21 protein-coding genes are annotated in these 25,224 nt (G+C 71.0%); 13 read left to right on the top strand and 8 right to left on the bottom strand.

Going from position 1 to position 25,224, the window contains the following annotated elements:
* Positions 1-112: 112 nt before the first annotated feature.
* Complete coding sequence (locus BM140_RS11815) at positions 113-2,206, bottom strand: putative bifunctional diguanylate cyclase/phosphodiesterase (RefSeq protein WP_091945986.1); 2,094 nt, start codon at positions 2,204-2,206, stop codon at positions 113-115.
* A gap of 235 nt (positions 2,207-2,441) precedes the next feature.
* On the opposite strand from BM140_RS11815, the gene BM140_RS11810 reads away from it, so the two are divergent.
* On the top strand, positions 2,442-3,356 hold the full coding sequence (locus tag BM140_RS11810) for an alpha/beta fold hydrolase (RefSeq protein WP_091945983.1): 915 nt from the start codon (positions 2,442-2,444) through the stop codon (positions 3,354-3,356).
* A gap of 19 nt (positions 3,357-3,375) precedes the next feature.
* Here the strand turns inward: BM140_RS11810 and BM140_RS11805 are convergent, their stop codons facing one another.
* Positions 3,376-4,077 carry an SDR family NAD(P)-dependent oxidoreductase gene (locus tag BM140_RS11805; RefSeq protein ID WP_091945981.1) on the bottom strand — a complete coding sequence of 234 codons (702 nt, stop codon included), beginning with the start codon at positions 4,075-4,077 and terminating at the stop codon, positions 3,376-3,378.
* Positions 4,078-4,132: 55 nt separating this feature from the next.
* Positions 4,133-5,209, bottom strand: a complete 1,077-nt coding sequence (locus tag BM140_RS11800) for an HD-GYP domain-containing protein (protein WP_207549454.1) — start codon at positions 5,207-5,209, stop codon at positions 4,133-4,135.
* Between the two features lie 183 nt (positions 5,210-5,392).
* Here BM140_RS11800 and BM140_RS11795 point away from each other — a divergent pair, with 183 nt between their 5' ends.
* From BM140_RS11795 to cls, 4 genes are all read left to right on the top strand, one after another.
* A complete protein-coding gene (locus BM140_RS11795) occupies positions 5,393-5,809 on the top strand; it encodes an HIT domain-containing protein (protein WP_091945978.1) in 417 nt (138 codons plus the stop codon).
* Entirely contained in the window at positions 5,809-6,738 is a 930-nt protein-coding gene (gene nudC / locus BM140_RS11790; RefSeq protein WP_091945973.1) for an NAD(+) diphosphatase, read from the top strand. Before BM140_RS11795 ends, nudC begins: the two co-directional genes overlap by 1 nt.
* A 439-nt stretch (positions 6,739-7,177) precedes the next feature.
* A complete protein-coding gene (locus tag BM140_RS11785) occupies positions 7,178-8,902 on the top strand; it encodes an MFS transporter (protein ID WP_091945970.1) in 1,725 nt (574 codons plus the stop codon).
* Positions 8,903-9,051: 149 nt separating this feature from the next.
* Positions 9,052-10,488 (top strand): cardiolipin synthase, encoded by a 1,437-nt coding sequence (gene cls / locus BM140_RS11780; protein ID WP_091945967.1) that lies wholly within the window; start codon positions 9,052-9,054, stop codon positions 10,486-10,488.
* On the opposite strand, the gene BM140_RS11775 is transcribed toward cls, so the two are convergent.
* The 3 genes from BM140_RS11775 to BM140_RS11765 all read right to left on the bottom strand — a co-directional run bounded on the left by BM140_RS11775 (position 10,379) and on the right by BM140_RS11765 (position 12,517).
* Positions 10,379-11,158 carry an endonuclease/exonuclease/phosphatase family protein gene (locus BM140_RS11775; protein ID WP_091945964.1) on the bottom strand — a complete coding sequence of 260 codons (780 nt, stop codon included), beginning with the start codon at positions 11,156-11,158 and terminating at the stop codon, positions 10,379-10,381. The two genes, cls and BM140_RS11775, sit on opposite strands and share 110 nt — an antisense overlap.
* A gap of 77 nt (positions 11,159-11,235) precedes the next feature.
* Complete coding sequence (locus BM140_RS11770; RefSeq protein WP_091945962.1) at positions 11,236-12,027, bottom strand: enoyl-CoA hydratase; 792 nt, start codon at positions 12,025-12,027, stop codon at positions 11,236-11,238.
* Between the two features lie 43 nt (positions 12,028-12,070).
* Positions 12,071-12,517, bottom strand: a complete 447-nt coding sequence (locus BM140_RS11765) for an Rrf2 family transcriptional regulator (RefSeq protein WP_091945958.1) — start codon at positions 12,515-12,517, stop codon at positions 12,071-12,073.
* 86 nt (positions 12,518-12,603) lie between these two features.
* Here BM140_RS11765 and BM140_RS11760 point away from each other — a divergent pair, with 86 nt between their 5' ends.
* Positions 12,604-13,383 carry a class I SAM-dependent methyltransferase gene (locus BM140_RS11760; protein ID WP_091945955.1) on the top strand — a complete coding sequence of 260 codons (780 nt, stop codon included), beginning with the start codon at positions 12,604-12,606 and terminating at the stop codon, positions 13,381-13,383.
* A gap of 13 nt (positions 13,384-13,396) precedes the next feature.
* Here the strand turns inward: BM140_RS11760 and BM140_RS11755 are convergent, their stop codons facing one another.
* Entirely contained in the window at positions 13,397-13,795 is a 399-nt protein-coding gene (locus BM140_RS11755; RefSeq protein WP_091945952.1) for a RidA family protein, read from the bottom strand.
* Between the two features lie 140 nt (positions 13,796-13,935).
* Here BM140_RS11755 and BM140_RS11750 point away from each other — a divergent pair, with 140 nt between their 5' ends.
* The 5 genes from BM140_RS11750 to BM140_RS11730 all read left to right on the top strand — a co-directional run bounded on the left by BM140_RS11750 (position 13,936) and on the right by BM140_RS11730 (position 19,362).
* On the top strand, positions 13,936-14,532 hold the full coding sequence (locus BM140_RS11750) for a TetR/AcrR family transcriptional regulator (RefSeq protein ID WP_091945950.1): 597 nt from the start codon (positions 13,936-13,938) through the stop codon (positions 14,530-14,532).
* A gap of 66 nt (positions 14,533-14,598) precedes the next feature.
* On the top strand, positions 14,599-15,210 hold the full coding sequence (locus BM140_RS11745) for a nitroreductase family protein (protein ID WP_091945947.1): 612 nt from the start codon (positions 14,599-14,601) through the stop codon (positions 15,208-15,210).
* Between the two features lie 116 nt (positions 15,211-15,326).
* Complete coding sequence (locus BM140_RS11740) at positions 15,327-16,952, top strand: acetate--CoA ligase (RefSeq protein WP_244535398.1); 1,626 nt, start codon at positions 15,327-15,329, stop codon at positions 16,950-16,952.
* A gap of 64 nt (positions 16,953-17,016) precedes the next feature.
* Complete coding sequence (locus tag BM140_RS11735; protein WP_091945942.1) at positions 17,017-17,883, top strand: hypothetical protein; 867 nt, start codon at positions 17,017-17,019, stop codon at positions 17,881-17,883.
* Positions 17,884-18,009: 126 nt separating this feature from the next.
* Complete coding sequence (locus tag BM140_RS11730; protein WP_165616441.1) at positions 18,010-19,362, top strand: GGDEF domain-containing protein; 1,353 nt, start codon at positions 18,010-18,012, stop codon at positions 19,360-19,362.
* 30 nt (positions 19,363-19,392) lie between these two features.
* On the opposite strand, the gene BM140_RS25130 is transcribed toward BM140_RS11730, so the two are convergent.
* Complete coding sequence (locus BM140_RS25130) at positions 19,393-20,466, bottom strand: glycosyltransferase (RefSeq protein WP_131803801.1); 1,074 nt, start codon at positions 20,464-20,466, stop codon at positions 19,393-19,395.
* 229 nt (positions 20,467-20,695) lie between these two features.
* On the opposite strand from BM140_RS25130, the gene ahcY reads away from it, so the two are divergent.
* Both ahcY and BM140_RS11715 read left to right on the top strand, forming a co-directional pair.
* The gene (ahcY, locus tag BM140_RS11720) at positions 20,696-22,102 is read left to right on the top strand and encodes an adenosylhomocysteinase (protein WP_091945937.1); all 1,407 of its coding nucleotides are present in this window, start codon (positions 20,696-20,698) and stop codon (positions 22,100-22,102) included.
* A gap of 441 nt (positions 22,103-22,543) precedes the next feature.
* Entirely contained in the window at positions 22,544-25,141 is a 2,598-nt protein-coding gene (locus BM140_RS11715; RefSeq protein ID WP_091945935.1) for a sensor histidine kinase, read from the top strand.
* The last annotated feature ends 83 nt before the right edge of the window (positions 25,142-25,224 follow it).

The raw sequence follows: 25,224 nt of genomic DNA, 5'->3' as shown, positions 1-25,224 counted from the left end.
TCCCGACGGTGGCGTCGGGCTCGGTCGGACGGGAGGGCAACGAAGGCCCGCGCCGTCATGTTCCGCCGATTAACATTGCGGTGCGCCGCGGCTCGCTCACCTTTCGGAGAGGTCAGGCCGCCAGGGTGGCCTTGTCCGGCTCCCCTTCCTGCGCGGCGAGCAGGGCCGCGGCTTCCGCGGCGGGGCGGGGTGGGCTGAACAGGAAGCCCTGCACCTCGCGGGCGCCCTCGGCCCGGATGGCGGCGAGCTGCGGCTCGGTCTCGATGCCTTCCACCAGCGTGGTGATGCCGAGGCTCGCGCCCAAACCCACGATGGCGCGGATGATCGCTCCGGCATCCGGGCTCGTGGCGCAGTCGCGCACGAAGGAGCGGTCGATCTTGATCTTGTCGAAGGGGAAGCGGCGCAGGTAGCTGATGGAGGAATAGCCGGTGCCGAAATCGTCCATCGAGATGCGCACGCCGAGGCCCCGCAGGCCGTGCAGCGTCTCGAGATTGGCCTCGGTGTCGTCCAGCAGCACGCTCTCGGTGATTTCCAGTTCCAGCCGCGCCGCGTCGAGGCCGCTGGCGGCGAGCGCCGCGACCACGGTCTGGGCAAAGCGCCGGTGGCGCAGTTGCAGCGGCGAGACGTTGACGGCGACGCTGGTCTCGCCGGGCCAGGAGGCGGCGTCGCGGCAGGCCTGGCGCAGCACCCACTCACCGAGCGGCACGATCAGGCCGGTCTCCTCGGCGAGGGGAATGAACACCGCCGGGCTCACCAGGCCGCGCTCGGGATGGCGCCAGCGCACCAGCGCCTCCATGCCGGTGATGCGGTCGTCGGAAAGATCGACCAGCGGCTGATAATGCACCTCGAACCGGCCGGCCTGAAGCGCCTCGCGCAGTTCCCGCTCGAGCGCGAGGCGCTCGCGCACGGTCTCGTCCATCTTCGGCTCGAACAGGCGGAAGGTGCCCCGGCCCGCGGCCTTGGCCTCGTAGAGGGCCATGTCGGCCTCCTTCAGCAGGCGCTCGATGTCGCCCGCGCCGCCCTCGGGCAGGGCGAGCGCGATGCCGACGCTCATACCGATCTCGGCGTTGACGCCGTCGAGCCGGTAGGGCGCGCTGACGACGCGGATCAGCCGCTCGGCCAAAGCCGCCGCCTCGTCGGCATCCGCCACCGTGTAGAGCACCGCGAACTCGTCGCCGCCGAGCCGGGCGACGACGTCGCCCCCGCGCACCTGATTGCGCAGCCGGGCCGAGACTGCTTTGAGCAGGCCGTCGCCGACCGCGTGGCCGAAGCTGTCGTTGACCGGCTTGAACCGGTCGAGGTCGAGGCAGAGCACGGCGAGCCCCGTGCCGGCCGCACGCGCCTCGATGAGGCGCTCGGTGCCGATCTCGCGCAGAGCCGTGCGGTTGGGCAGATCGGTCAGCCCGTCGTGGCGGGCCATGTGGACGATGCGGGCCTCGTTGCGGCGCCGCTCGGTCACGTCCTCGAAGGTCGAGACCCAGCCGCCGCCCGCCATCGCCCGGTGGGTCACGGCGATCACCCGCCCGTCGGCGAGTTCGCGCATCAGCGCTTTCGGGCCGTCGGCGGAGAGCGAGGTGCGGGTGCCCTCGCTGATCGAATCGATCGTCACCCCGGCGCGATAGCGCCCGAGGGCGACCAAATGCTCGATGATCGCCTGCTGGGTCATGCCGACCCGAAGCGCGTCGGGCCCGAGCCCGAACATGTCGAGGTAGCGCCGGTTCCACACCTGCAGCCGATGCCTGTCGTCGAACAGGCACAGCCCCTGGCTCATGTTCTCCAGGGCCGCGTCGAAGCGCCGGTTCTGCTCGGTCAGTTCGGCATGGGCCTGCACCAGGGCGTCGCGGGTGCGGCGCTGCTCGCTCACGTCGCTGCCGACGCCACGATAGCCGAGGAACGCGCCCTCCGTTGAGAAGCAGGGGCGGCCGCTGATCTCGAACCAGCGCGGGGCGCCGTCGGGATGGCTGTAGACGTAGGTCAGTTCGCGGAACGGGCGCCGCGCGGCCAGGGCGGCGCGGTAGAGGTTCAGGCCCTCCGCCTCGAACGCCCAGGCGAAGGCCGCGCGATCGACGCCGAGCAGGTCCGCGACCGGGCGGCCGAGGAACGCGGCGGCCTCCGACGAGAGCCGGGTGAAGCGGCCCTCCGCATCCGTTTCCCAAATCCAGTCGGCGGCGATCTGGGCGAAATCCTCGAATTGCGTCCGGTTCATGGGGCGGCCCACATCGTGATTTTTTGCGGTGCAACCGCGCGATCCTGGGCGGGAATCTGCCCTCCGATGTCTTAATTTTTGTTGTGCCTAGCATTGAGGCAATATGCTTAGTCCTTGACCGCACAACACAATCGCCGCCGCCCCCGGCGACGGAGCGACCGGCGCCGGGCGGGAGCCAACCTCGGCCGCCGCCGTTGTCCCGGACATTTTCTCGAAGACTTTGCGAGGACAGCCCATGGCGGATGGCGGCGACCTGTTTCCCGGCTTCGACCCGCTCTGGATCGATGGGCCGGCCGGGCGCTGGTTCGCCCGCATCGGCGGCCGGGAGGACGCGACCCCGCTGCTGCTGCTCCACGGCTTTCCCCAGTGCCACGCGATGTGGCACCGGCTGGCGCCCGCGCTCGCCGAGCGGCACCGGGTGATCGCCCTCGACCTCAAGGGCTACGGCTGGTCGGCGGCGCCGGACTCGGAGAACGGCGAGGGCTACGCCAAGCGGCGGATCGCCGAAGAGATCGTCGCGGTGATGGAACGGATCGGGCACATCCATTTCCGGCTCGCCGGGCACGACCGCGGCGCGCGGGTCGCCTACCGCTTGGCGCTCGACGCGCCGGGCCGGGTCGAGCGCCTCGCGCTCCTCGACATCGTGCCGACGCATGTCCAGTGGGAGCGGATCGAGGCGCAAGCCGGGATGAACCCGCATTGGCCGTTCCTGGCGAAGCCCGCGCCGGAGCCGGAGCGGGAGATCGGCCGCGACCCGGACGGCTATTTCGAGGGCTTGCTGCGGCAGTGGAGCGGCCGGGACGACCTCTCGGCCTTCGACGAGCGGGCGCTCACCCTCTACCGGCCGGCCTGGGGCGTGCCCGAGCGCATCCACGCGATGTGCGAGGATTACCGCGCCGGCAGCGCCGACGGGCCGGACCGCGCCGCCGACCGGGCCGACCTCGCGGAGGGACGCACCCTGCCGATGCCGGTCCTCGTGCTGGCGAGCCGACGCTACCTCGACAAGGACAAGCCCGAGACCGCGCTCGACGCGTGGCGGCGCACCTTCGCCCCGAAGGCGGACGGCGTCTCCATCGACAGCGGCCACTTCATGGCCGAGGAGGCGCCGGATGCGACGCGCGCGGCGCTGACGCGGTTCTTCGCGGGGTGAAGGCGGCCCCGCGCCTCCCTCAGAACCGCTCCACCCACGGCCGCACCGCGACCTCGTCGCTCCAGGCAGAGCGGTCCTGGCGCAGCAGGGCGAGATAGGTTCCGGCAATCGCCTCCGGGTCGAGGGTGGCGTCGGGGCGATCCCCGGAATCGGGGCGGGCGGCAGAGCGGATCGCACCGTCGACGATGACGTGCGCCACGTGGATGCCCTGCGGCTGCAACTCGCGCGACAGGCTCTGGGCGAGGCCGCGGAGCGCAAACTTGCCCATGGCGAAGGGGGCGGATTCCGAAAAACCCTTCACGCTGGCGGAGGCGCCGGTGAACAGGATCGCGCCGTGCCGATGCGGCAGCATCCGCCGCGCCGCGGCTTGAGCGACGAAGAAGCCGCCGGTGGCCGTCACCGCGAGGGCGCGGGCGACCGCTGCCGGATCGAGATCGGCGATCCCGCCCCGCAGCCGGGCGCTGGCGTTGTAGACCACCACGTCGGGCGCCCCGCCGAGCGCCGGCTCACACCGGGCGAACAGGGCCTCGACCGCGCCCGGATCGGTGGCGTCGCAGGCGTGGAGCGCGGCCCCGGTCTCACCGGCCAGGGCTTCGAGCTTTTCGATGTTGCGCGCGGCGAGGGCGACCTTCAGACCCTCGGCAGCGAAGAGCCGGGCCAGGGACGCGCTGAGGCCGGAGCCGGCGCCGACGATCAGGGCGCGCCGATAGGTCGGGATCATGGGGGCCTCCTCGCTCTCCGCTCGAAGAAGGCGAGCCGGGGCGGCTGGTTCCGTGTCAGGCCCCCCGTTCCTGCACCAACACGACGATGTCGTCCCAGCGCGACAGGAAGGCGGCGACGCAGGCCGGGTCGAAATGACGGCCGGAATCCGCCTCGATATGGGCGCGGGCCTTCTCCAGCGGCCAGGCCGGCTTGTAGCTGCGGGCCGAGATCAGGGCGTCGAACACGTCGGCCACCGCCACGATGCGGCCGGAGCGGGGAATCTCCTCGCCCTTGAGGCCGCGGGGATAGCCGGTGCCGTCCCAGCGCTCGTGATGGGTCAGCGCCACCTCGGCGGCGATCTGGAGGAGGCGCGAAGGGCTGTCGTGCAGCATGCGGTAGCCGCGCAGCGCGTGCTGGCGCATCTCGACCCACTCCTCGTCCGTGAGGGGGCCGGCCTTGCGCAGGATGTGGTCGGGCACGCCGATCTTGCCGATGTCGTGCATGGTGGAGGCCAGCGCGATGTCGTCGGCCTCCGCCTGACTGAGGCCGAGCCCCTCGGCCACCGCGATGACGCAGCCGGCCACGCGGGTGAGGTGGTCGCCGGCCTGATCGTCGCGGTATTCGGCCGCCAGCATCAGGCGGCGGATGATCTCGCGCTCGCGGGCGGCGGCCTCGGCCAGCGCCTGGGCGGCGTCGCGGCGCATGGCGATCGCCCGGCGGGCGCTGTCGGCGCGGGCGAGCGCCAGCTCGATCAGCACCCCGACCCGGTCCTGGAGTTCCGGCCCGTCGAACGGCTTGGCGAGCACGTCGTCGGCGCCGACCTCGCGGGCGAGCCGCCGCAAGGCGCGGGCCTCGCCCGCGGCCACGAGCAGAACGGGGGTGCGGGACAGGGCCTCGCGCTCGCGTAGCGCCCGGATCAGAGCCGGGGCGTCGAAGCGCTCGGGCTCGGCCTCGACCACGATGACGTCGGGCGCCTGGGCGACGAGATCCTCGATCACCCGGACGCCGACGGAGACGATGCCGGTGCCGCAGGGCAGGCCGTGCAGGGCCAGGACCAGCGGGGCGGGGGTGCGCGCCGCCACGACCGCGACGCGGGCACGGCCGTCGGCCTCCCCATCCGGGAGCCGGGCCGGGCCGCCTTCCGGGGGCAGGAGGAGGGGCGCCTGCGGCACGGGATGGGCGCGCCGGGTCTCGAGCGCCGCGCTCAGCCGGGACAGGACGCGCTGGACCGGAGCCGGAATCACCGGGGCAGGCCCCCACGGCACGCGGGACGGAGCGATGTTTTGCGACCGGCTCTCGCCACCTTGCACAACCCTGCTCTAGATGCCCCCCGCATGAGCGACGACTTCTCCCTCGACCCGCGGCTCCTCGCCGACACGCATCACGTCGGCGACCTCGCCCTGTGCTCGGTCCTGCTGATGGACGACGCGCGTTTCCCGTGGCTGATCCTCGTGCCGCGCCGGACGGCCGCGAGCGAGCTGACCGACCTCGACGAAGCGGACGCCGCCGCCTTGACCGGGGAGATTCGCTTGACCGTCAAGGTGATACAAGCGCTCGCCCAACCCGACAAGGTGAACGTCGCGGCGCTCGGCAACGTCGTGGCGCAGCTCCATGTCCACGTCATCGCACGGTTCCGCTCGGACCCCGCCTGGCCGAATCCGGTCTGGGGCCACGGCGAGCGCAAGCCCTACCCGCCGCACGCCCGCGCCCAGATCCTGGAGCGCGCCGCCCAGCTCTTCGCGGCCGCCTGATGAGCGGCCCGGAGGCGAGCGGGCGCGCGGCCCTGGCCTATGTCGAGAGCGGCCTCGTGCGCCATTCGGCGGAAGGCGGCGCCGCCCCGGCCCTCGCCGAGGCCGGGGCGGGGGCCGGCCTGGTCCTGATGGCGGGAGAGCGGGTTGTCCTGCGCGTCGCGGCCGATTCGGCGACGGTCCTGCTCGAGCCCGGCGCGGGGGCACGGGCCGGGCACCTCAGCCACGAAGTCTTCCTCGGGCGGGTCGCGGAGCGGCCGGTCTTCGCCGCTTCCGTCGCGGCGGACATCGCCGAGATGTTTCCCGAGCCCGATTACCGGGCGGTCGATCTGCGCGCGCTCGCCAGCGAGGGCCGCGTCGCGACGGCCGAACTCGGCCTCGCGGCCACCGCCAAGTCGCTGCTGGCCTGGCACGCCCGCCACGGCTTCTGCGGCCGCTGCGGCAGCCCGACCACGGTCGGGGCCGGCGGCTTCCGGCGGGAATGCCCGGCTTGCGGCCTGCACCATTTCCCGCGCACCGATCCGGTGGCGATCATGCTGGTGCGGCGGGGCGGGACCTGCCTGCTGGGGCGCAGCCCGCACTTCAAGCCGGGGATGTATTCGTGCCTGGCCGGCTTCATCGAGCCCGGCGAGACGCTGGAGGACGCGGTGCGCCGCGAGACCTTCGAGGAGACCGGCGTGCGGGTGGGGGCGGTCGCCTACCACGCCTCGCAGCCCTGGCCCTTTCCCTCCTCTCTGATGCTCGGATGCGTCGGCGACGCCACGTCGGACGACATCGCGATCGATCCCGCCGAGTTGGAGGATGCGCGCTGGTTCTCTCGGCAGGACGTGGCCGCCATGCTGGCGGGCACGCATCCCGAGGGCTTCAGCCTGCCGCCGGCGACGGCCATCGCCCACCTTCTGGTGCGCGACTGGGTCGAAGGACGCCTCTGAGCGCCCGGCTCGGGCGCGCCTTCCGCGAGAGCCCCGGCCCGAACGGTGGGAACCGGCTTTCGGCAAACAGCCGATGCACCACGACACCCCGGACCATCGTGCCGAAGGCGGGATCCGGCATGATGCGCCAACCGCGACGATGTCCGATTAAAACAAGCAAACCCACGGAATAAGCGCGCGTCTCGAACGTGCTGCACCGTCCTGCGCGCGCCCTGGACAGCATACCCTCAGTCATTTTTGCAACGTGATCGGCTTACCGCATAAATTCTTGATGAAAAATCCGATTCCGGACCTTCCTGCCCTCTTCTTCCGCGACGCGTCTTGACATAGCGTTCGCCCGCACCAAGCGCGGTGTCAAAAAAAGCAAGTCCAAGATCTGGAGGAACGCCTGATGGCGACAGGAGCCGCAATACCGCGGACGGAAGCGGACGTCCGACCGATGACCGGCAACGAGAAGAAGGTCATTTTGGCCTCTTCGCTCGGCACCGTCTTCGAGTGGTACGATTTCTATCTCTACGGCTCGCTGGCGGCGATCATCGGCGCCCAGTTCTTCTCGGCCTATCCGGAGGCGACCCGCAACGTCTTCGCGCTGCTCGCCTTCGCGGCGGGCTTCCTCGTGCGCCCGTTCGGCGCCCTGGTGTTCGGCCGGCTCGGCGATTTGGTCGGGCGCAAGTACACCTTCCTCATCACCATCCTGATCATGGGCATCTCGACCTTCTGCGTCGGCCTGCTGCCCTCCTACACTACGCTCAACGCGTACGGCGTCGGCTGGGTCGCTCCGGTGACGCTGCTGGCCCTGCGGATGCTCCAGGGCCTCGCGCTGGGCGGCGAGTACGGCGGGGCGGCGGTCTACGTGGCCGAGCACGCGCCCAAGGGCCGGCGCGGCTTCTACACCGCCTTCATCCAGACCACGGCGACGCTGGGCCTGCTCCTGTCGCTGATGGTGATCCTGTTCACGCAGATCTACGTCAACGCCAACTACGCCCCCGTCCCGGTCACGGCCGCCGACGGCAGCGCCTCGACCATCACGGCCTTCGCCGCCTGGGGCTGGCGCATCCCGTTCCTGGTCTCGATCGTGCTGCTCGGCATCTCGGTCTGGATCCGGATGCAGATGCAGGAGAGTCCGGCCTTCAAGAAGATGAAGGAGGAGGGCACCGGCTCCAAGGCGCCGCTGTCGGAGGCCTTCGGCCAGTGGAAGAACGCCCGCTGGGCGCTGCTGGCCCTGCTCGGCCTCACCGCGGGCCAGGCCGTGGTCTGGTACACCGGCCAGTTCTACGCCCTGTTCTTCCTGCAATCGATCCTGAAGGTCGATCAGTTCACGGCCAACGTCCTCATCGCGTGGTCGCTGATCATCGCCACCGGCGGGTTCCTGTTCTTCGGCGCGCTCTCGGACAAGATCGGCCGCAAGCCGATCATCCTGGGCGGCTGCGTGATCGCGGCGCTGACCTTCTTCCCGCTGTTCAAGGCGCTGACCGCCGCCGCCAACCCGGCGCTCTACGCGGCGCAGCAGAACACGCAGGTGATCGTCAAGGCCGACCCGGCGGATTGCTCGTTCCAGTTCAATCCGGTCGGCACCGCCAAGTTCACCAACTCGTGCGACGTCGCCAAGGCGCTGCTCGCCCGCGGCGCGGTGAACTACACCACCGAAGATGCGCCTCCCGGCACCAAGGCCACCGTCAGCGTCGCCGGCAAGGAATTCGCGGCCTCCGACCCGACCTTCGCCAAGGATGTCGGCGCGGCGCTCACCGCGGCGGGCTACCCGGCGGCGACCGATCCGGGGATCGTCAAGATCGCCATCGACCCGAAGGACGGCCTGTCGAACTTCGCCAAGGTGATCGACATCTTCTCCGCGCAGAAGCTGACGATCATCGCCATCCTGACGATCCTCGTCCTCTACGTGACGATGGTCTACGGGCCGATCGCGGCGGCTTTGGTGGAGCTGTTTCCCACCCGCATCCGCTACACCTCGATGTCGCTGCCCTACCATATCGGCAACGGCTGGTTCGGCGGCCTCCTGCCCGCCACCGCCTTCGCCATGGTGGCCCAGACCGGCGACATCTATTTCGGCCTCTGGTACCCGATCGTCATCGCGCTGATGACGGCGGTCATCGGCCTGCTGTTCGTCCCCGAGACCAAGGACCGGGACATCTTCGCCGACGACTGAGGCTCGTCGGCGACGTGAACGAAACCGGAGGGGGCTCCGCCGCGAGGCGGGGCCCCTTTCCATTTGAAGCGCCCGACTGTTCGCCGGCCCCGGCTTGGCCTATGTGCGCTTCGCACAGCGTGGCACGGCACGGAGCGGCGGGCGGACAGGTGGAAGACATCCTCACCCGCTGGCTCGGGCAGACCGCGGTGATCCGCACCGATCTCCTCGCGGTCTTCGGCGTCCTGATCTCCCTCGGCGTCAGCCTCCACATCCTGATGCGCAAGCGCGTGGTCGGCTCGGCGATCGGCTGGACCGGGCTGGTGTGGCTCTCGCCGGTCTTCGGCACTGCGCTCTACCTCACCTTCGGCCTCAACCGGGTCGAGCGGCGCGCGCGGAAGCTCAAGCGGCGGCCCTCGGTCCAGTACGACGAGACGCCCCAGGCCCCGGCCGCCGTGCCAGAGGCCTACGCGCCGCTCGACCGGGCGGTGCGGGCCATCACCGGACTGCCGACGGTGGCCGGCACCGGCATCACAATGTTCCGCAACGGCGACGAGGCCTATCCGGCGATGCTGGAGGCGATTCACGGGGCGCGCCGCAGCGTCGCCCTGTCGAGCTACATCTTCCTCGACGACGACATCGGAAAGACCTTCATCGCGGCGCTGAAGGCGGCCAAGGACCGCGGCTGCGAAGTCCGCGTCATCCTCGACGGCATCGGCAGCGGCTATTTCTACCCCGCGGCGTGGCGGCGGCTGCGGAACCTCGGGGTGCCGGCGGGGCTGTTCATGCACTCGGTGCTGCCCTGGCGGATGCCGTTCCTGAACCTGCGCACCCACAAGAAGCTCCTGATCCTCGACGGGCGCGTGGCCTTCACCGGCGGGGTCAACATCTCCGACGGCAACCGCGTCGCGACGAAGCCGGAATTTCCGATCCGCGACACTCATTTCCGGATCGAGGGGCCGGTGGTCGAGCAACTGGCCCAGGCCTTCATCGTCGATTGGGCCTTCGTCTCGGGCGAGGATCTGGAGGGCGAGGCGTGGATGCCGCGGCTCTCGCCCGCGGGCGATCTGACCGCCCGCGTCGTCACTTCGGGACCCGACGCCGACATCGAAAAGATCGCCACCGTGGTCCTGCAGGCGATCGCCTGCGCCCGCTCCTCGATCCGGCTGACGACGCCCTATTTCCTGCCCAACGACCTGATCGTCAGCGCGCTCTGCCTCGCGGCCACCCGCGGGATCGAGGTCGATGTCGTGATCCCGCGCAAGAGCGACCACCCGATCGTCGATTGGGCGACGCGGGCGCATATCGAGCCGCTGCTCGAGAGCGGCGTGCGGATCTGGCTCGACGAGCCGCCCTTCGACCACTCCAAGGCGCTCTCGATCGATCGCGAATGGTGCTTCGTCGGCAGCGCGAACTGGGATTCCCGCAGCTTCCGCCTCAACTTCGAACTGAACGTCGAGGTCTACGACGCAGCCCTCGCCCGCCGGCTCGACGCCTTCATTTCGGAGAAGTGCGAGACCCGCCTGACCCAGGCCGATCTCGACGCGCGCCCGCACCTCGTGCGCCTGCGCGACGCAGCCGTGCGACTGCTTCTGCCATACCTCTGAGCCGCCCCGGGGCGCAGGCGCCCTCCGGCGCGGGCGAGAGCCGCACCGTGATCGGATGGTGGTCGGACAAGCCGCGGGGCAGCACCGCCCGCTCGTGGCAGACGAGGCCGCGCACGAGGCAGCGGTCGAGCCGCAGGGGCAGCACGTCGACCATGGCATGGGTCGGGCGCCGCGGCCCGACATCGCGGAACCCCGGCAGCAGGGCCGGGCCGACGATGTTGTAGTCGCCGAGCACCGCCGCGCGGGCCGGCAGGTGGCTCTCGATCCGCCGGAGCTGGCGCCGGTTGAGCACCTGCCCGTGCGAGAGATGGACGTTGCCCACCCCGAACCCATCCCAGTCCAGAACCTGACACACCCGGTCGATCAGCACGCCCGGCGGCAGCGGCACGATCTCGGGGGGGTTGCTCCACGGCACCGGGCTCCACATCGCGAGGCCGTGGATGCGCCCCGGCAGCTGGGCCCAGGCATAGACGCCGCCGACCCGCTCGGGCAGGGCGCCGATCTCGCGGGTCGCCTCCTGCATCAGCAGCAGGTCGGGCCGCTCCCGCTCGATCAGCTCCGCGAGGCAATCCACCGCCGCGCCGGTGCGGCGCAGCAGGTTCCAGCTCACGATCTTCTTGGAGTCCGACCCCGGCGGGGAGGGTGGGGTCGTCTGGCTTTGCAGGAGCATGGGACGATCGTTCTCGCGCCTTCTGTCCGCTTCGAAGCACCGGGCAGGCAATGCGCGGATCGCGAAACGGTTCGCCTTCAGCGCCCCTTCCGGTTCAGGAAGGCGCCGATGCCTTCCTCCGCCGAGCGCGCCAGCATGTTCTCCGCCATCACCCGGCCGGCATGGGCATAGGCATCCGCCAGCGGCATCTCGATCTGCTCGTAGAAGGCGCGCTTGCCCACCCGCACGGTATAGGCGCTGCGCGCCGCGATGCCCTTCGCGAGGTCCTGCGCGTGGGCCAGCGCGGTGCCGGCCTGCGTCACGTCGCTGACGAGGCCGAGCGCGCGGGCCTCCTCCGCCCCGACGAGGTCGGCAGTGAGCAGCATCCGCATCGCCGCCTTGCGCGACAGGTTGCGCGAGAGCGCCACCATCGGGGTCGAGCAGAAAAGGCCAATCTGCACGCCGGGCGTCGCGAAGCGGGCGTTTGCACCGGCCACGGCCAGGTCGCAGGAGGCCACGAGCTGGCAGCCGGCGGCGGTGGCCACGCCCTCCACCGCCGCGATCACCGGCTGGGGCAGGGCGGGAATCGCCATCATCACCGCCGAGCACAGCCCGAACAGCTCTTCGAATTGTCGGGCGCCCCGGTCGGGCTCGGCGCGGTAGCCGGTCATCTCCTTGAGGTCGTGCCCGGCACAGAAGGCCGGCCCCGAACCCGCCAGCACCACGGCGCGAACCGATTCGTCCTCGGCGAGCGCCGCGAAGGCGTCGCGCAGGGCCTCCAGCAGGGCGAAGGAGAGCGCGTTGCGGGCCGACGGCCGGTTGAGGGTCAGCGTCGCGACACCGTCGCGGTCCTCGCGCAGCAGCAGGGCGGGGTCGGCAAGTTCGGCCATGGCGGTCTCCGGGGCGTGCAGCCAGTCTATCACGGGCGGCCTATCACGGGCCGCCGCAGCCGCCCGAACCGGCGCAGTGCGCGTCGAAGCTGCGGGCGAGGTCGGCGAGGCTGATCCGGCCGAGCCGGGCGACGAGCAGCGCCTCGGCCTCGCCCAAGGCGTCCTCGATCGCCGCGTTGACCACCTTCTCGACCGCGCAGTCCGGGTTCGGGCGGTCGTTGCCGATGGCGAAGAGGCGCGGGCCGCCCACCGCGCGGTGGATGTCGAGGAGCGTCACCGTGGCGAGGTCGGCGGCGATGGCCCAGCCGCCGCCATGGCCCTTATCGGAGCGCACGTAGCCCGCCTCGCGCAGGCCCGCCATCGTGCGCCGGACCACCACCGGGTTGGTGGCGAGCATCGCGGCGATCGCCTCGGACGTCATCGGGCGCTCGTGCCGCGCCATGTGGAGCAGCACGTGGAGCATCCGGGAAAGGCGGCTGTCGCTTCGCACGGCGCGATCCTTCCCATGCCGGGCCGGATTGGCAAGCGGGGCCTTTCACGATACTCATGAAGTTACATGATGGAGGAGGGTCCACGTTGAGCGGCTACGACGATCCGGAACGGTGGGACGCGGCCGCCCGGCATTACGCCACCACCGCCCACCCCTTCACCGCGCGCTACGCCGAGGCTGCGCTCGCGGACGTGCCGCTCGGGCCCGAGACCCATGTCCTCGACGTGGCCGCCGGCACCGGGGCGCTCGCGCTGGCGGCGGCGCGGACCGGCGCGCAGGTGCTCGCGACCGACTTCTCCCCCGGCATGGTCGCCCGGATTACGGAAGCCGGCCTGCCGAACGTCGAGGCGCGGGTGATGGACGGGCAGGCGCTCGCCCTGCCCGACGGGCGTTTCGAGGCGGTGTTCTCGATCTTCGGCGTGATCCTGTTTCCCGACTGGCGCCGGGGCCTCGCCGAGATGGCGCGGGTGACGAAGGGTGGCGGGTACGGCGTCGTCGCCACGTGGCAGCGGGGCGGGGCGGCGACGTTCCTGCTGCTCAGCGAGGTGCGGGGCCGGCTGTTTCCCGAGATCGAGGGGATGCCGATGCCCGAGGGTGTGCTCGCCTTGAGCGATCCGGAGGACTTCGCGCGCGAACTCGTCGCCGCGGGCTATCGCGACCCGCACATCACCTTCGTCACCCACGATTTCGAACTCGACGTCGCCGCCCTCGACGCGCCCGAGACCCTGTTCGGGATGTCGCAGGACTGGGCCCGCCTGAGCGAGGCCCAGCGGGCGGCGATCCTCGACGAGATGCGCCGGATGGCGGCGGGGCGCCCGATCCTGCCCGTGCCCTCGACCGCCCTGATCGCCGTGGCGCGGCGCTGACGGTCGCGCCCGATCACGCCGCCTGCGGGATGCGGGCGATCACCTTGATCTCGAAATCGAAGCCCGCGAGCCACGTCACGCCGACCGCGGTCCAGTTCGGATAGGGCGGGGCGCCGATCATCGTGTCGCGCACGGCCATCAGGGCCTCGAACTGCGCCTCCGGGTCGGTGTGGAAGGTGGTCACGTCCACCACGTCGTCGAAGCTGCAGCCCGCCTCCCGCAGCACCGCGTCGAGCCGCTCGAAGGCGCGGCGCACCTGGGTCGCGTAGTCCGGCTCGGGCGAGCCGTCCTCACGGCTGCCGACTTGGCCGGAAACGAACAGCAGGTCGCCGGAGCGGATCGCGGCGGAGTAGCGGTGCTTGTCGTAAAGCGCCTGGCGGCCGGGCGGGATGATCGCGTCGCGCTTGCCCATGATCCGATCCTCTCGATGGCCGGGGCCCTTCCCCGGCGTCGCGGCGCGCTTCATATACGCACCGTATGCGAGAGGCATGCTCGCATACGGTGCGTATGTCAACTTGCATACGCGGTGTATGCGAACGGGCGGAGATCACGATGGCGGCCGGGCAGCGCGTGCGGATGATGGAGGAGACGCGGGCCAAGCTCTTGCTGGCGGCGCGAAACGCCTTCGCCGAGAAGGGGTTCGCCGCGGCCTCGATGGACGAGCTGACCGCAGCAGTCGGGCTGACGCGCGGGGCGCTCTACCACAACTTCGGCGACAAGAAGGGCCTGCTGCGCGCGGTGATCGAACAGCTCGACGCCGAGATGGTGGCGAAGGCGCGGGCTGCGCGCGAGCGGGCGGCGACGCCGTGGGCGGGCTTCCTGGAGGAATGCGTCGCCTATATCGAACTCGCGCTGGAGCCCGAGATTCAGCGGATCATGCTGCTCGACGGGCCGGCGGTGCTCGGCGATCCCTCGCGCTGGCCGGGCCAGACCGCCTGCCTGCGGGCCACGACCGAGACGATCCAGGCCCTGATCGACGCGGGCACCCTGCATCCGGTCGATGCCGAGGCCGCGGCCCGACTCATCAACGGCGCGGCCCTCGACGCCGCCCTCTGGGTCGCCGCCGCCGACGAGCCCCGCACCGTCCTGCCGAAGGCGATCGATGCGTTCCGCTGTCTCGCCTCGGGCCTTTTGAGGAGCGAGGCCTGACCGGCCTTTTGCACCGCACCGCGCGGTGCCCTACCTCTGTCGGACGAGACAGGAGACCGCGCGCACGTGACGACCGAGACCGACCGCCCGACCACCCGCACGCCCGACCACGCGATCGAGCCGCTCTTCACGGAGCGCTGGTCGCCCCGCGCCTTCACCGGGGAGGCCGTGCCGGAGGCCGAGCTGATGCGGATGTTCGAGGCGGCGCGCTGGTCGCCCTCCTCGTACAACTCGCAGCCCTGGCGCTTCGTCTACAGCTTACGCGACACGCCCGACTGGCCGGTCTTCCTCGACCTGCTGACGCCGGGCAACCGCAAGTGGGCGGTGGATACGGGCGCGCTGGTGTTCCTCGTCTCGAACAGCCGGATGAAGGTCGGCGACGAGCTGAAGCCCGCCCCCAGCCACTCGCTCGATGCGGGCGCGGCCTCGCTCGCCTTCGCGCTCCAGGCCAATCGCCTCGGCTGGCACGTCCACGGCATGGGCGGGTTCGACCGCGAGCGCGCGCCGGGCGTGCTGAACGTGCCGGAGCACCACAAGATCGAGGCCGCCTACGCGGTCGGCCGTGCCGTGCCCTGGGCCGACCTCACCGAGGAGCAGCGGGAGAAGGAGCGCCCCAACGCCCGCCGCCCGATCACCGACTTCGTCCATGCCGGCGGCTTCCCGAAAAGCGAGGCCTGAGTCGAAGGTCCGGGTTGCGGCGGGCCGGCCCGCGCGGCGAGAAGCCGGCGCACGGTGAACGAGGAGACGCGGGGTCCGGCGAGACGGAAGCCCCGCGAGGGTCGAGGAACGATGCCGTGCTGCAGCCGGCCGCCAGTTACGACGCACTGATCGACCAATTCCGCTGGGACATTCCCGGGCGCTACAACATCGCAGCCGATGTCTGCGACCGCTGGGCGCTGTCCGAGCCGGAGCGCCCGGCGATCCTCGAGGTCGCCCCCGACGGCACGGTGGCGACGATCCCCCACGGGGATCTGCGCGCGCGCTCGCTGGCGCTGGCCGCCGGCCTCTCGGCCCGCGGGATCGGCGTGGGGGATCGGATCGCGGTGCTGCTGCCGCAATCGGCCGACGTGGTCGTGGCACATCTGGCCGCCTATCGCCTCGGCGCGATCGCCCTGCCGCTCGCCGGCCTGTTCGGGGCGGAGGCCCTGCGCTACCGCCTCACGGATTCCGGCGCGCGGGCGATCGTCACCGACGTGGCCGGGCTCGCCAAGCTCGCGCCGATCCGCGACGCGCTGCCCGACCTCACGCTCGTGATCAGCGTCGACGGCCCCGCGGACGGGGCCGAAGCGCTCCACGACATCCAGACCGCGGGAAACCCGGAGGAATTCGCACAGCAAGAAACCGGGCCGGACGATCCGGCGCTGATGATCTACACCTCCGGCACGACCGGGCTGGCCAAGGGCGCGCTGCACGGGCATCGCGTGCTTCTCGGCCACATGCCGGGCTTCCTCATGATGCACGACTTCCCAGGGCCCGAGGACGGGCCGGTCTGGACGCCGTCCGACTGGGCCTGGGCCGGGGGCCTGCTCAACGTGGTGATGCCGAGCCTGCGCCTCGGCCTGCCGGTGGTGGCCCGCCTGTCCGCCCGGTTCGAGGCGGAGGACGCGTTCCGGCTGATGGCCGCGCTCAAGGTCAGCCACGCCTTCCTGCCGCCGACGGCGCTGCGGATGCTGCGCGCGGTCCCCGCGCCCCGCGAGCGCTTCGACCTCTTGGCGCTGAGGAACATCGCCTCGGCGGGCGAGGCGCTCGGCCCCGAGACCTTCGCCTGGGCCCGCGACGCGCTCGGGCTCACCATCGGCGAGGCCTACGGCCAGACCGAGTGCAACCTCGTGCTCGCCGCCTGCCGCCGGGCCGGGGTGGCGCGGCCCGGCTCGACCGGCCGTCCGGTTCCGGGCCACCGCGTGGCGGTGCTGCGAGCGAACGGGACCGAGGCCGGCGTGGACGAGCCCGGCGAGATCGCCGTGAAGGCCCCCGATCCGGTGCTGTTCCTGGGTTACTGGCGGCAGCCCGAGGCGACGGCCAAGAAATTCCGGGACGGCTGGTGGCTCACCGGCGACACCGCGCGGCGCGACGCCGACGGCTACATCCATTTCGTCGGCCGCGAGGACGACCTCATCACCTCGGCGGCCTACCGCATCGGCCCGACCGAGATCGAGGATTGCCTGCTGCGCCATCCGGCGGTGGCGCTGGCCGCCGCGGTCGGCGTGCCCGATCCGCTGCGCACCGAGATCGTCAAGGCCTTCGTCGTCCCGCGCGAGGGCTTCGTCCCCTCCGAGGAACTCGCCGCGGACATCCTCGCCTTCGCCCGAAAAAACCTCTCCGCCCACGAGGTGCCCCGCGCGCTCACCTTCCGCGAGAGCCTGCCGATGACCACGACGGGCAAGATCATTCGCCGGGCGTTGCGCGACGGGGCGTCTTGACCGATACGGCGGCGAGCTTGGCCGGCAACGGCCTGTTGACGAATTCGGTGCGACTCGACCGGTCATGTCGGCGCGACGCTGCTTCTCCCTCTTCCGGTCCGGTCGCCGCCGCGCGGCCCTGCTCGCGGCGTTCCTCGTCGCGACCGGCGGCGCCCGCGCCGAAGAGGCGCCGGCCTGGGCGGTCTACGACGCGCCGCCCTTCATGATCGCGGAGGGCGAGGACCGGGATGCCGGCATCTTCGACCGCATCCGCCACCTCTTGGACGACCGCCTGTTCGGAGCTCCGGCCCGTACCCTGCGCGCGCCCTTCCCCCGCGTCGTGAGCGCGCTCAAGGACGGCACCGAACTCTGCTTCGTCGGCGGCGTGAAGACGCCGGAACGGGAGGCCTTCGCGGTGTTCTCGCTGCCGGTGGCGATGTTCTATCCCCTGAGGATCGTCGTCCACGCTCCGGAGCGGGCGCGGTTCGAAGCCCGTGGGCCGCTCTCGCTGCCGGTCCTGCTGGCGGACCGGAGCCTGCGCACGAGCTTCCTGCGGGACCGCAGCCTCGGCCCCAGGATCGACCCCCTCCTGCGCGACGCCGGCCCGGCCACCCTCCATTCGGAGTTCAGCGAGGCATTCCGCATGCTGCTGGCCGACCGACTCGACTACCTCGTCGAATATTCCGCCATCGCGACCTATCAGGCGAAGAGCCTGGGCCGGCCGGAGGGCATCGCCGCGCTCCCCTTCGCCGAGGCGCCTCCGCCGGTGTTCAGCCGCGTGATGTGCCCGAACACCCCCTGGGGCCGGGCGCGCGTCGCCCGGATCGACGCGATCCTGCGGACCGAGCGGCCGGGCCCGGCCTTTCGGCGGATCGTCGAAGCCTGGGCGGAACCGAGCGATCTCGGCACGATTCGTGCTGCCTATGACGGGCCGTTCCTGACGACCGAGTAGGGCGTGCCCGCGACATGGAAAAGCCGTCGATTGAAGCGTGACGGTCCGGCAAGGTAAAGCTAAGGTATCGCCTCGAATACGGTATACCCGGTACGGGCCGCGACCGATCCGACCATGGGAGACCGCGTGACAGCCTCGGCCCCGCCCCCCGATCCGGCTTCGACCGACGCGCGGCCCGGCCCGGCGCGCCGGCTGTTCGGGCGCTCGCTGGCCGCCCGCCTGCTGCGGGTGATCCTCGGCTGCTACCTCGTGGTCGCGGTCGCGGTGACGGGCGCGCAGGTCGCCATGGAATATCGCAGCGCGCATCGGCGCCTGGAGGCCGATGTCCGGGCGATGGAGCGGACTTTCGGCGAAGGGCTCGCCGACGCCCTGTGGAACTTCAACAAGGGCGTGCTGCGCGGCATCCTGCGCGGCGTCGACGAGATGCCGGTCGTCACCGGCGTCGAGGTTCGGGACGAGCATGGCGGGCTCTTGGAGAGCGTCGGCGGGTCGGAGGACGGCCAGCGCTGGCCCAGCCTGTTCGACCGGCCGTTCGAGCGCCGGTTCGACCTCGTTTACTATGACGAGAACCGCCGACCGCACCGGGTCGGCCACTGGATCGTCCGCTCCAACGACGGCATCGCCCTCGATCAGGTGAAGGAGACGCTGATCGTCATCCTGATCAACTCGCTCTTGAAGACCCTGGCGCTGCTGGCGATCTTCTCGATCGTGGTTCACCGCATGGTGGGCCGCCCGCTCGCCGAGATCGCCGGCTTCGTGACGCAGCTCGACATCCGTACCCTCGGAGACCGGCCGCTGCAGCTGCGGTCGCGGGGCAATCACGAACTCCACCTGCTGGCCGGCGTGTTCAACCTGATGACGGCCCGGCTGCGACGCGCCTTCGACGACAACGCCGTCCTGCTGCGCGACCTGCAAGAGGCGAACGCCACGCTCCAGGCGCGGGTCGAGGAGCGCACCCGCGACCTCGAACGCCTCGCCGTCACCGATCCGTTGACGGGCCTGGGCAACCGCCGCGCCCTCGACGAGGCGCTGGCGAAGGCGGTGCGGGAGGAGGGGGCCGGCCTCAGCCTGATCCTGGCCGACATCGATCACTTCAAGGCGATCAACGACCGCCACGGCCACGCGGTGGGCGATGCCGTGCTGGTGGCGCTCGCCGCCGCCCTCGGCGCCGAGGCGCGGGCGGGCGACCGGCTCGGCCGCTGGGGCGGCGAGGAATTCGTGATCCTGTGCCCGGCGACCGGCCTCGCCGAGGCCCAGGGGCTGGCCGAGGCGATGCGCCGGCGCGTGGCGGAGACGGAGCTTCCGGGGGTCGGGCAGCGGACCTGCTCGTTCGGCGTCGCCGAGCGCATCGCGGGCGAGAGCGCCGACGGCCTGCTGGCGCGGGCCGACGCGGCGCTCTACGCCGCCAAGCACAACGGTCGCGACCGGGTGGAGACGGCGGACGCCGACCCGGCCTTCGACCGGCGAAGCGCCGCCTGAGGATCGTGGGGGCGGGATCGCCGCCCGGCGTCAGGCCGCGTCGAGGAAGAGGCGCTCGCGAAGCTGGCTCTCGCTCCAGTGCTGGTTGGGCTTGCGGTATCGATATCCCGAATAGAGTTCGAAGCCGGAATCGGTGTTGTTCGGCATGACATGCACGAACACCCTGTCGCGCGCGGCGGGCTTGAGGCGGGGAGGCGAGGGAGACCAGTCGAAGAATTCATCGACGACGACGCCGGTCCCGGTCAGAGCGAACAGGTCGTAGCCGACATGATCGCCGGTGGCGCGCTCCTTCGCCCAGTGATCCCGGAGATTGCGCATCTGCCGGTCGAGGACGCGGTCGAGTTCCGGCGCGCCCCGCCGCGCCGCAAGAACGCCGTTCATCAGATCGAAGCCGCCCTGCTCCGGCAAGAGCCAGCCCTTGCCGAAGAGCAGGAGATGACGGTCCTCGAGCCGGCTCAGCGTCGCCATCAGGTCGGACGGCGCGGTCGGGGCGACATGGGCATCGACGTACAGCCCGCCATGCGCGCGCAGGAGGAAGAACCGCGCGATGTCCGACTTGGCGGCAGGGAGCCGGATCGAGGTGAAGATCGGCACGAACGCTTCCGGCATGAGCGGCAGGACGTCCGGATCGGAAAAGACCCTGAACCGGGGATAGATCGCCCGCCAGGCCGGGGCCGCGGGAGGGTCCCGGACCTCGGGGTTGACCCAGTACATGAAGATCGTCGTGTTCTCGACGAAGTCCTTCAGCGGCGGGGCGAGGCCCGCGGTCTCGAGCCGCGGAACGGGCGGGGGCGACGCGGGATCCTTCTGCCAGCCGGTCCGCCCCTCCGCCAATCCGCTCTCCAGGAAATGGCTCAGGGGATCGAGGCCGCCGGCCGCGACGTCGGGATTGGCCGCGAGGTAGCCGTCGCCGCCGAAGCCCGCGCTCGGATCGCGGCCCTCCTTCCAGCCGTGCCGGAGATAGTGCTGCAGCGGCGGCCCGGGAAAATGCGCCACGTCGGGATAGGCGCGTCGGTAATAGGCCTCGTCGAAGCCCGGCATCCGGCTCTGCGCCGGGGCCCGCGATCGCCCCCGGAACAGGCGCAACAGTCTCGACCAAGTCATGCACGGCTTCGTAAGCCGCCGTCGGGCGGAGGGACAGGCCTGCCGCGTGTCCGATCCGCAGGTCGGTGGGCCGAGGCGCGGCCAAACTGTTGCGAATCGCTCCAAACGCATAAAGACATCTTTATGTCTTGATTGCTCCCTGGCCCCGGCCCTGCTACAGGGGCGGCCGACGCGCCGGTCTGCCGGCGCCCGTGGGCCGTGACGGCCCCGCTTCGGAGAGGGACATCAGATGGCTGCAGCCAAGGATTACATCGTCCGCGACATCGGGCTGGCCGATTACGGCCGCAAGGAAATCTCGATCGCCGAGACCGAGATGCCGGGCCTGATGGCGACCCGCGAGGAATACGGCGCGAGCCAGCCGCTGAAGGGCGCCAAGATCGCCGGCTCGCTGCACATGACGATCCAGACCGCGGTGCTGATCGAGACGCTCAAGGCTCTCGGCGCCGACATCCGCTGGGTGTCCTGCAACATCTACTCGACCCAGGACCACGCCGCCGCCGCCATCGCCGCCGCCGGCATCCCGGTCTTCGCCGTCAAGGGCGAGACGCTCGAGGAGTACTGGGACTACACCTCCAAGCTGTTCGACTGGCATGACGGCGGCCTGCCGAACATGATCCTCGACGACGGCGGCGACGCCACCATGTTCGTGCATCTCGGCCTGCGCGCCGAGAACGGCGACACCGCCTTCCTCGACAAGCCGGAATCCGAGGAGGAGGAGATCTTCTTCGCCCTCCTGAAGAAGAAGCTCGCCGAGAAGCCGAAGGGCTGGTTCGCGGGGCTCGCCGACTCGATCAAGGGCGTCTCCGAGGAGACGACGACGGGCGTGCACCGCCTCTACAACCTCGCCAAGGAGGGCAAGCTGCTCTTCCCGGCGATCAACGTGAACGATTCGGTCACCAAGTCGAAGTTCGACAACCTCTACGGCTGCAAGGAATCGCTGGTCGACGGCATCCGCCGCGGCACCGACGTGATGATGGCCGGCAAGGTCGCCATGGTCGCGGGCTTCGGCGACGTGGGCAAGGGTTCGGCCGCCTCGCTGCGCAACGCCGGCTGCCGCGTCATGGTCTCGGAGATCGACCCGATCTGCGCGCTCCAGGCCGCGATGGAGGGCTACGAGGTCACCACCATGGAAGACGCCGCGCCCCGCGCCGACATCTTCGTGACGGCCACCGGCAACAAGGACATCATCACGATCGAGCACATGCGCGCCATGAAGGACCGCGCCATCGTGTGCAACATCGGCCACTTCGACAACGAGATTCAGGTCGCCGGCCTGAAGAACCTCAAGTGGCAGAACATCAAGCCGCAGGTGGACGAGATCACCTTCGCCGACGGCCACCGCATCATCCTCCTGTCGGAGGGGCGTCTGGTGAACCTCGGCAACGCCACCGGTCACCCGTCCTTCGTGATGTCGGCCTCGTTCACCAACCAGACGCTGGCCCAGATCGAGCTCTGGACCAATCCGGGCAAGTACGAGAAGCAGGTCTACACGCTCCCGAAGACCCTCGACGAGAAGGTCGCGGCCCTGCACCTCGAGAAGATCGGCGTGAAGCTCTCCAAGCTGCGCCCCGACCAGGCCGCCTATATCGGCGTTTCCGAGACCGGCCCGTTCAAGCCCGAGCACTACCGCTACTGAGCCGCGGGCGCCGGCAAGGCCGGCGCGCCGACGGGACGAACCAGGGAGCCCGGCCGCAAGGCCGGGCTTCTTTTTTTAGGGCTTCGAGGCCTCTATCTGAAGCGTGCGGCAGCCCCGTAGGGCCGGGCGCGAAGCGCGCCCCGCGCAGCGGCCTCGGCTTTCAGCCGAGGCGTCGAGCGGAGCGAGAAGCCTAAGCCCGCGGACGCGGGCGCCGGCGCTTGAGGCCCCAAATCTACTGTGGCTTTTCTGCGCCCCGCCGCATCCGAATGCGGCCCGGTCCCCTTCCGACTCACAAAGGCGCTTCCAGCCGGAATCCCCCCCGCGTTAGGATGGCGGCGAATGAAACGAAGCGGGCGCCCGCGCCCCGGCTCTCGCCGGGCGTGACGGGATGCCTTTGCCCGGACGGCGTCGTTCGTCCGGCTCGGGTATCGGGGGCTTGGGATGGGTCTGGAACGGGCGGCGCGCGTCCTCACGCGTGCCGGCGTCCTCGTGATCGCGGCGCCGCTGGCGGCGGCGGCCGAGGAGGCTCCGTCCAGCGGCGCGGGGTCGATGCTGGGACCGATGCACACGCACAACGCCGCCGGCTTGGCCGTGCTGATCGGGATGACCGTCTTCGCGACGATCCTGTCGCTGCTGCACATGCGCGAGCGCGGCCGCTGGATGCGCCGCGAGCGCGCCTTGCAGGATGCGCTCGCCGCCCTCAGCGGCGCTCACGACCGGGCCGAGATGCTGCTCCATTCCGAACGGCAGGTGCTGATCACCTGGGCCGGGCGCGGCGAACCCGCGGTCGAGGGCGATGCCGGCTTCGCCCAGGATCTGCGGGGAGGGGCGGCGGATATCCGCGGTGCCCAGAACGGGGCCCGGCGGCTCCTCGCCTTCCAGTCCTGGCTCGCCGCCCAGGACGCGCAGCTCCTCGAATCCGCCGTGGCGTCCTTGCGCGAGCGCGGCACCGGCTTCCGGATGAACCTGCGCAGCCTCGCCGGGCGCTACATCGAGGCCCAGGGGGGCGCCGTCGGCGGGCGGGCGCTGCTGCGCCTGCGCGAAACCACGGAGGAGCGGCGCGAGCTGATCGAGCTGCGCGGCACGCTGGAGGAGGCCAAGCGCGGCTTCGCGGCGCTCGCCGGCCTCCTCGACGCCATCCCGCAGCCGGTCTGGCACCGGGCGCCGGACGGGCGCCTCGCCTTCGCCAACACGGCCTACGCCGCCGCCGTCGAGGCGCCGAACCGCGAGGCGGTGGTGGAGAGCGGGCTGGAGCTGCTCGACCGCGCCGCCCGCGAGCAGATCGCCCGCCGCCAGGCCTGCAGCGCCGCCCGGCCCCAGCCCCTGCGCCTCTCCGCGGTGGTCGCGGGGGCGCGGCGCACCCTCGACGTCTGCGAGAGCGAAACCGAGACGGGCCGCGTCGGCATCGCCGTCGACGTGTCGGAGCTGGAGAGCGTGCGGGCCGACCTGCAGCGGCAGATGGACGCCAACGTCCGCACCCTCGACCAGCTGCCGACCGCGGTGGCGATGTTCGACGCGCGCCAGCGCCTGATCTTCCACAACGCCGCCTACCAGCGCCTGTGGGACCTCGATCCGGCCTTCCTCGATTCGAAACCCCTCGACGGCGAAATCCTCGATCGGCTCCGCGCCGACCGCAAACTGCCCGAACAGGCCGATTTCCGCTCGTGGAAGGCCGAGGTGCTGGCCGCCTACCGCGCGGTGGAGGCCACCGACACGCCCTGGTACCTGCCCGACGGGCGGACCCTGCGCGTGCTCGCCGACCCCAACCCGCAGGGCGGCCTGACCTACCTGTATCAGGACGTCTCGGAGAGCATGAAGCTCGCCTCGCGCTACGACGCGCTGATGAAGGAACAGGCCGAAACCCTGGAGGCCCTGAAGGAACCGGTGGCGGTGTTCGCCGCCGACGGGCGCCTCACGGTCGCCAACCGCGCCTTCGCGGCGACGTGGCGGATCGATCCGGCCACGCTCGCCGGCAAGCCCTATGTCGACGCCGTCATCGCCGCCTGCCGGACGCTGACGCCCGACCAGGGTGCCTGGGCCGGCATCCGGCAGGCCATCACCGGCCTGTCTGATTCCCGCAGCGGCCATGCCTGCCGCCTCGACATGAACGACGGCACCGTGCTGGACTGCTCGGCTCAGCCGCTGCCGCTCGGCGCGACCCTGCTCACCTTCATCGACGTGACCGCCAGCGCCAATGTCGAGCGCGCGCTCACCGAGAAGAACGACGCCCTGGAACGCGCCTCGCAGCTGCGCGACACCTTCGTCCACCACGTCTCCTACGAGCTGCGCTCGCCGCTCACCAACATTATCGGCTTCACCCAGCTGCTGGGCGACGAGACCGTCGGGGCGCTCAACGAGCGCCAGCGCGAGTATTCCGAGCACATCATGCGCTCGTCGGCGGCGCTGCTCGTCATCATCAACGATATCCTCGACCTCGCCTCGATCGATGCCGGCTCGCTCGAACTCCAGCGCGAGACCATCGACGTGCGCGCCACCGTCGAGGCCGCCGTCCGCGGCATCGAGGACCGGCTCGCCGAATCCCATATCGGCCTCGATCTCGACGTGCCGGACGGCGTCGGCAGCGTGTTCGCCGACGGCAAGCGGGTGCGCCAGATCCTGTTCAACCTTCTGTCGAACGCGGTCGGCTTCTCCGAATCCGGCCAGCACGTGCGCGTCGAGGCCCGCCGCCAGGGCGGCGCGCTGACGCTCTCGGTGATCGACCAGGGCCGCGGCATCCCGGCGGAGGTGATCGACCGGGTGTTCGACCGGTTCGAGAGCAACACGCTGGGCACCAAGCACCGGGGCGTGGGCCTCGGGCTGTCGATCGTGCGCTCCTTCGTCGAGCTGCATGGCGGCCGGGTCGAGATCACCTCGGCACCGGGCCGCGGCACCCGGGTCAGCTGCTTCTTCCCCGCCGAGCCCTCTCCGGGCAACGGGCAGCTCCCCGGGGCCGGGCCTGAAGCCGAGCCCGCCCGCCCGTCGACGAACCGGCAGACGCCGGACAACCGGGCCGCGGCGAGCCTGGAGGCGGCCGAATAGGCCCCACCGACCTGACCGGACGTCGCTTCGCGGTCGGGGCTTGGCGGCAACCATTCGGTTTCGCCTTCCTTGAGCATCGGCCC

Origin of the sequence: Methylorubrum salsuginis, assembly GCF_900114375.1 — a bacterium.
GTDB classification, from domain to species: domain Bacteria; phylum Pseudomonadota; class Alphaproteobacteria; order Rhizobiales; family Beijerinckiaceae; genus Methylobacterium; species Methylobacterium salsuginis.
This window is presented reverse-complemented; position numbering and strand designations above follow the sequence as displayed.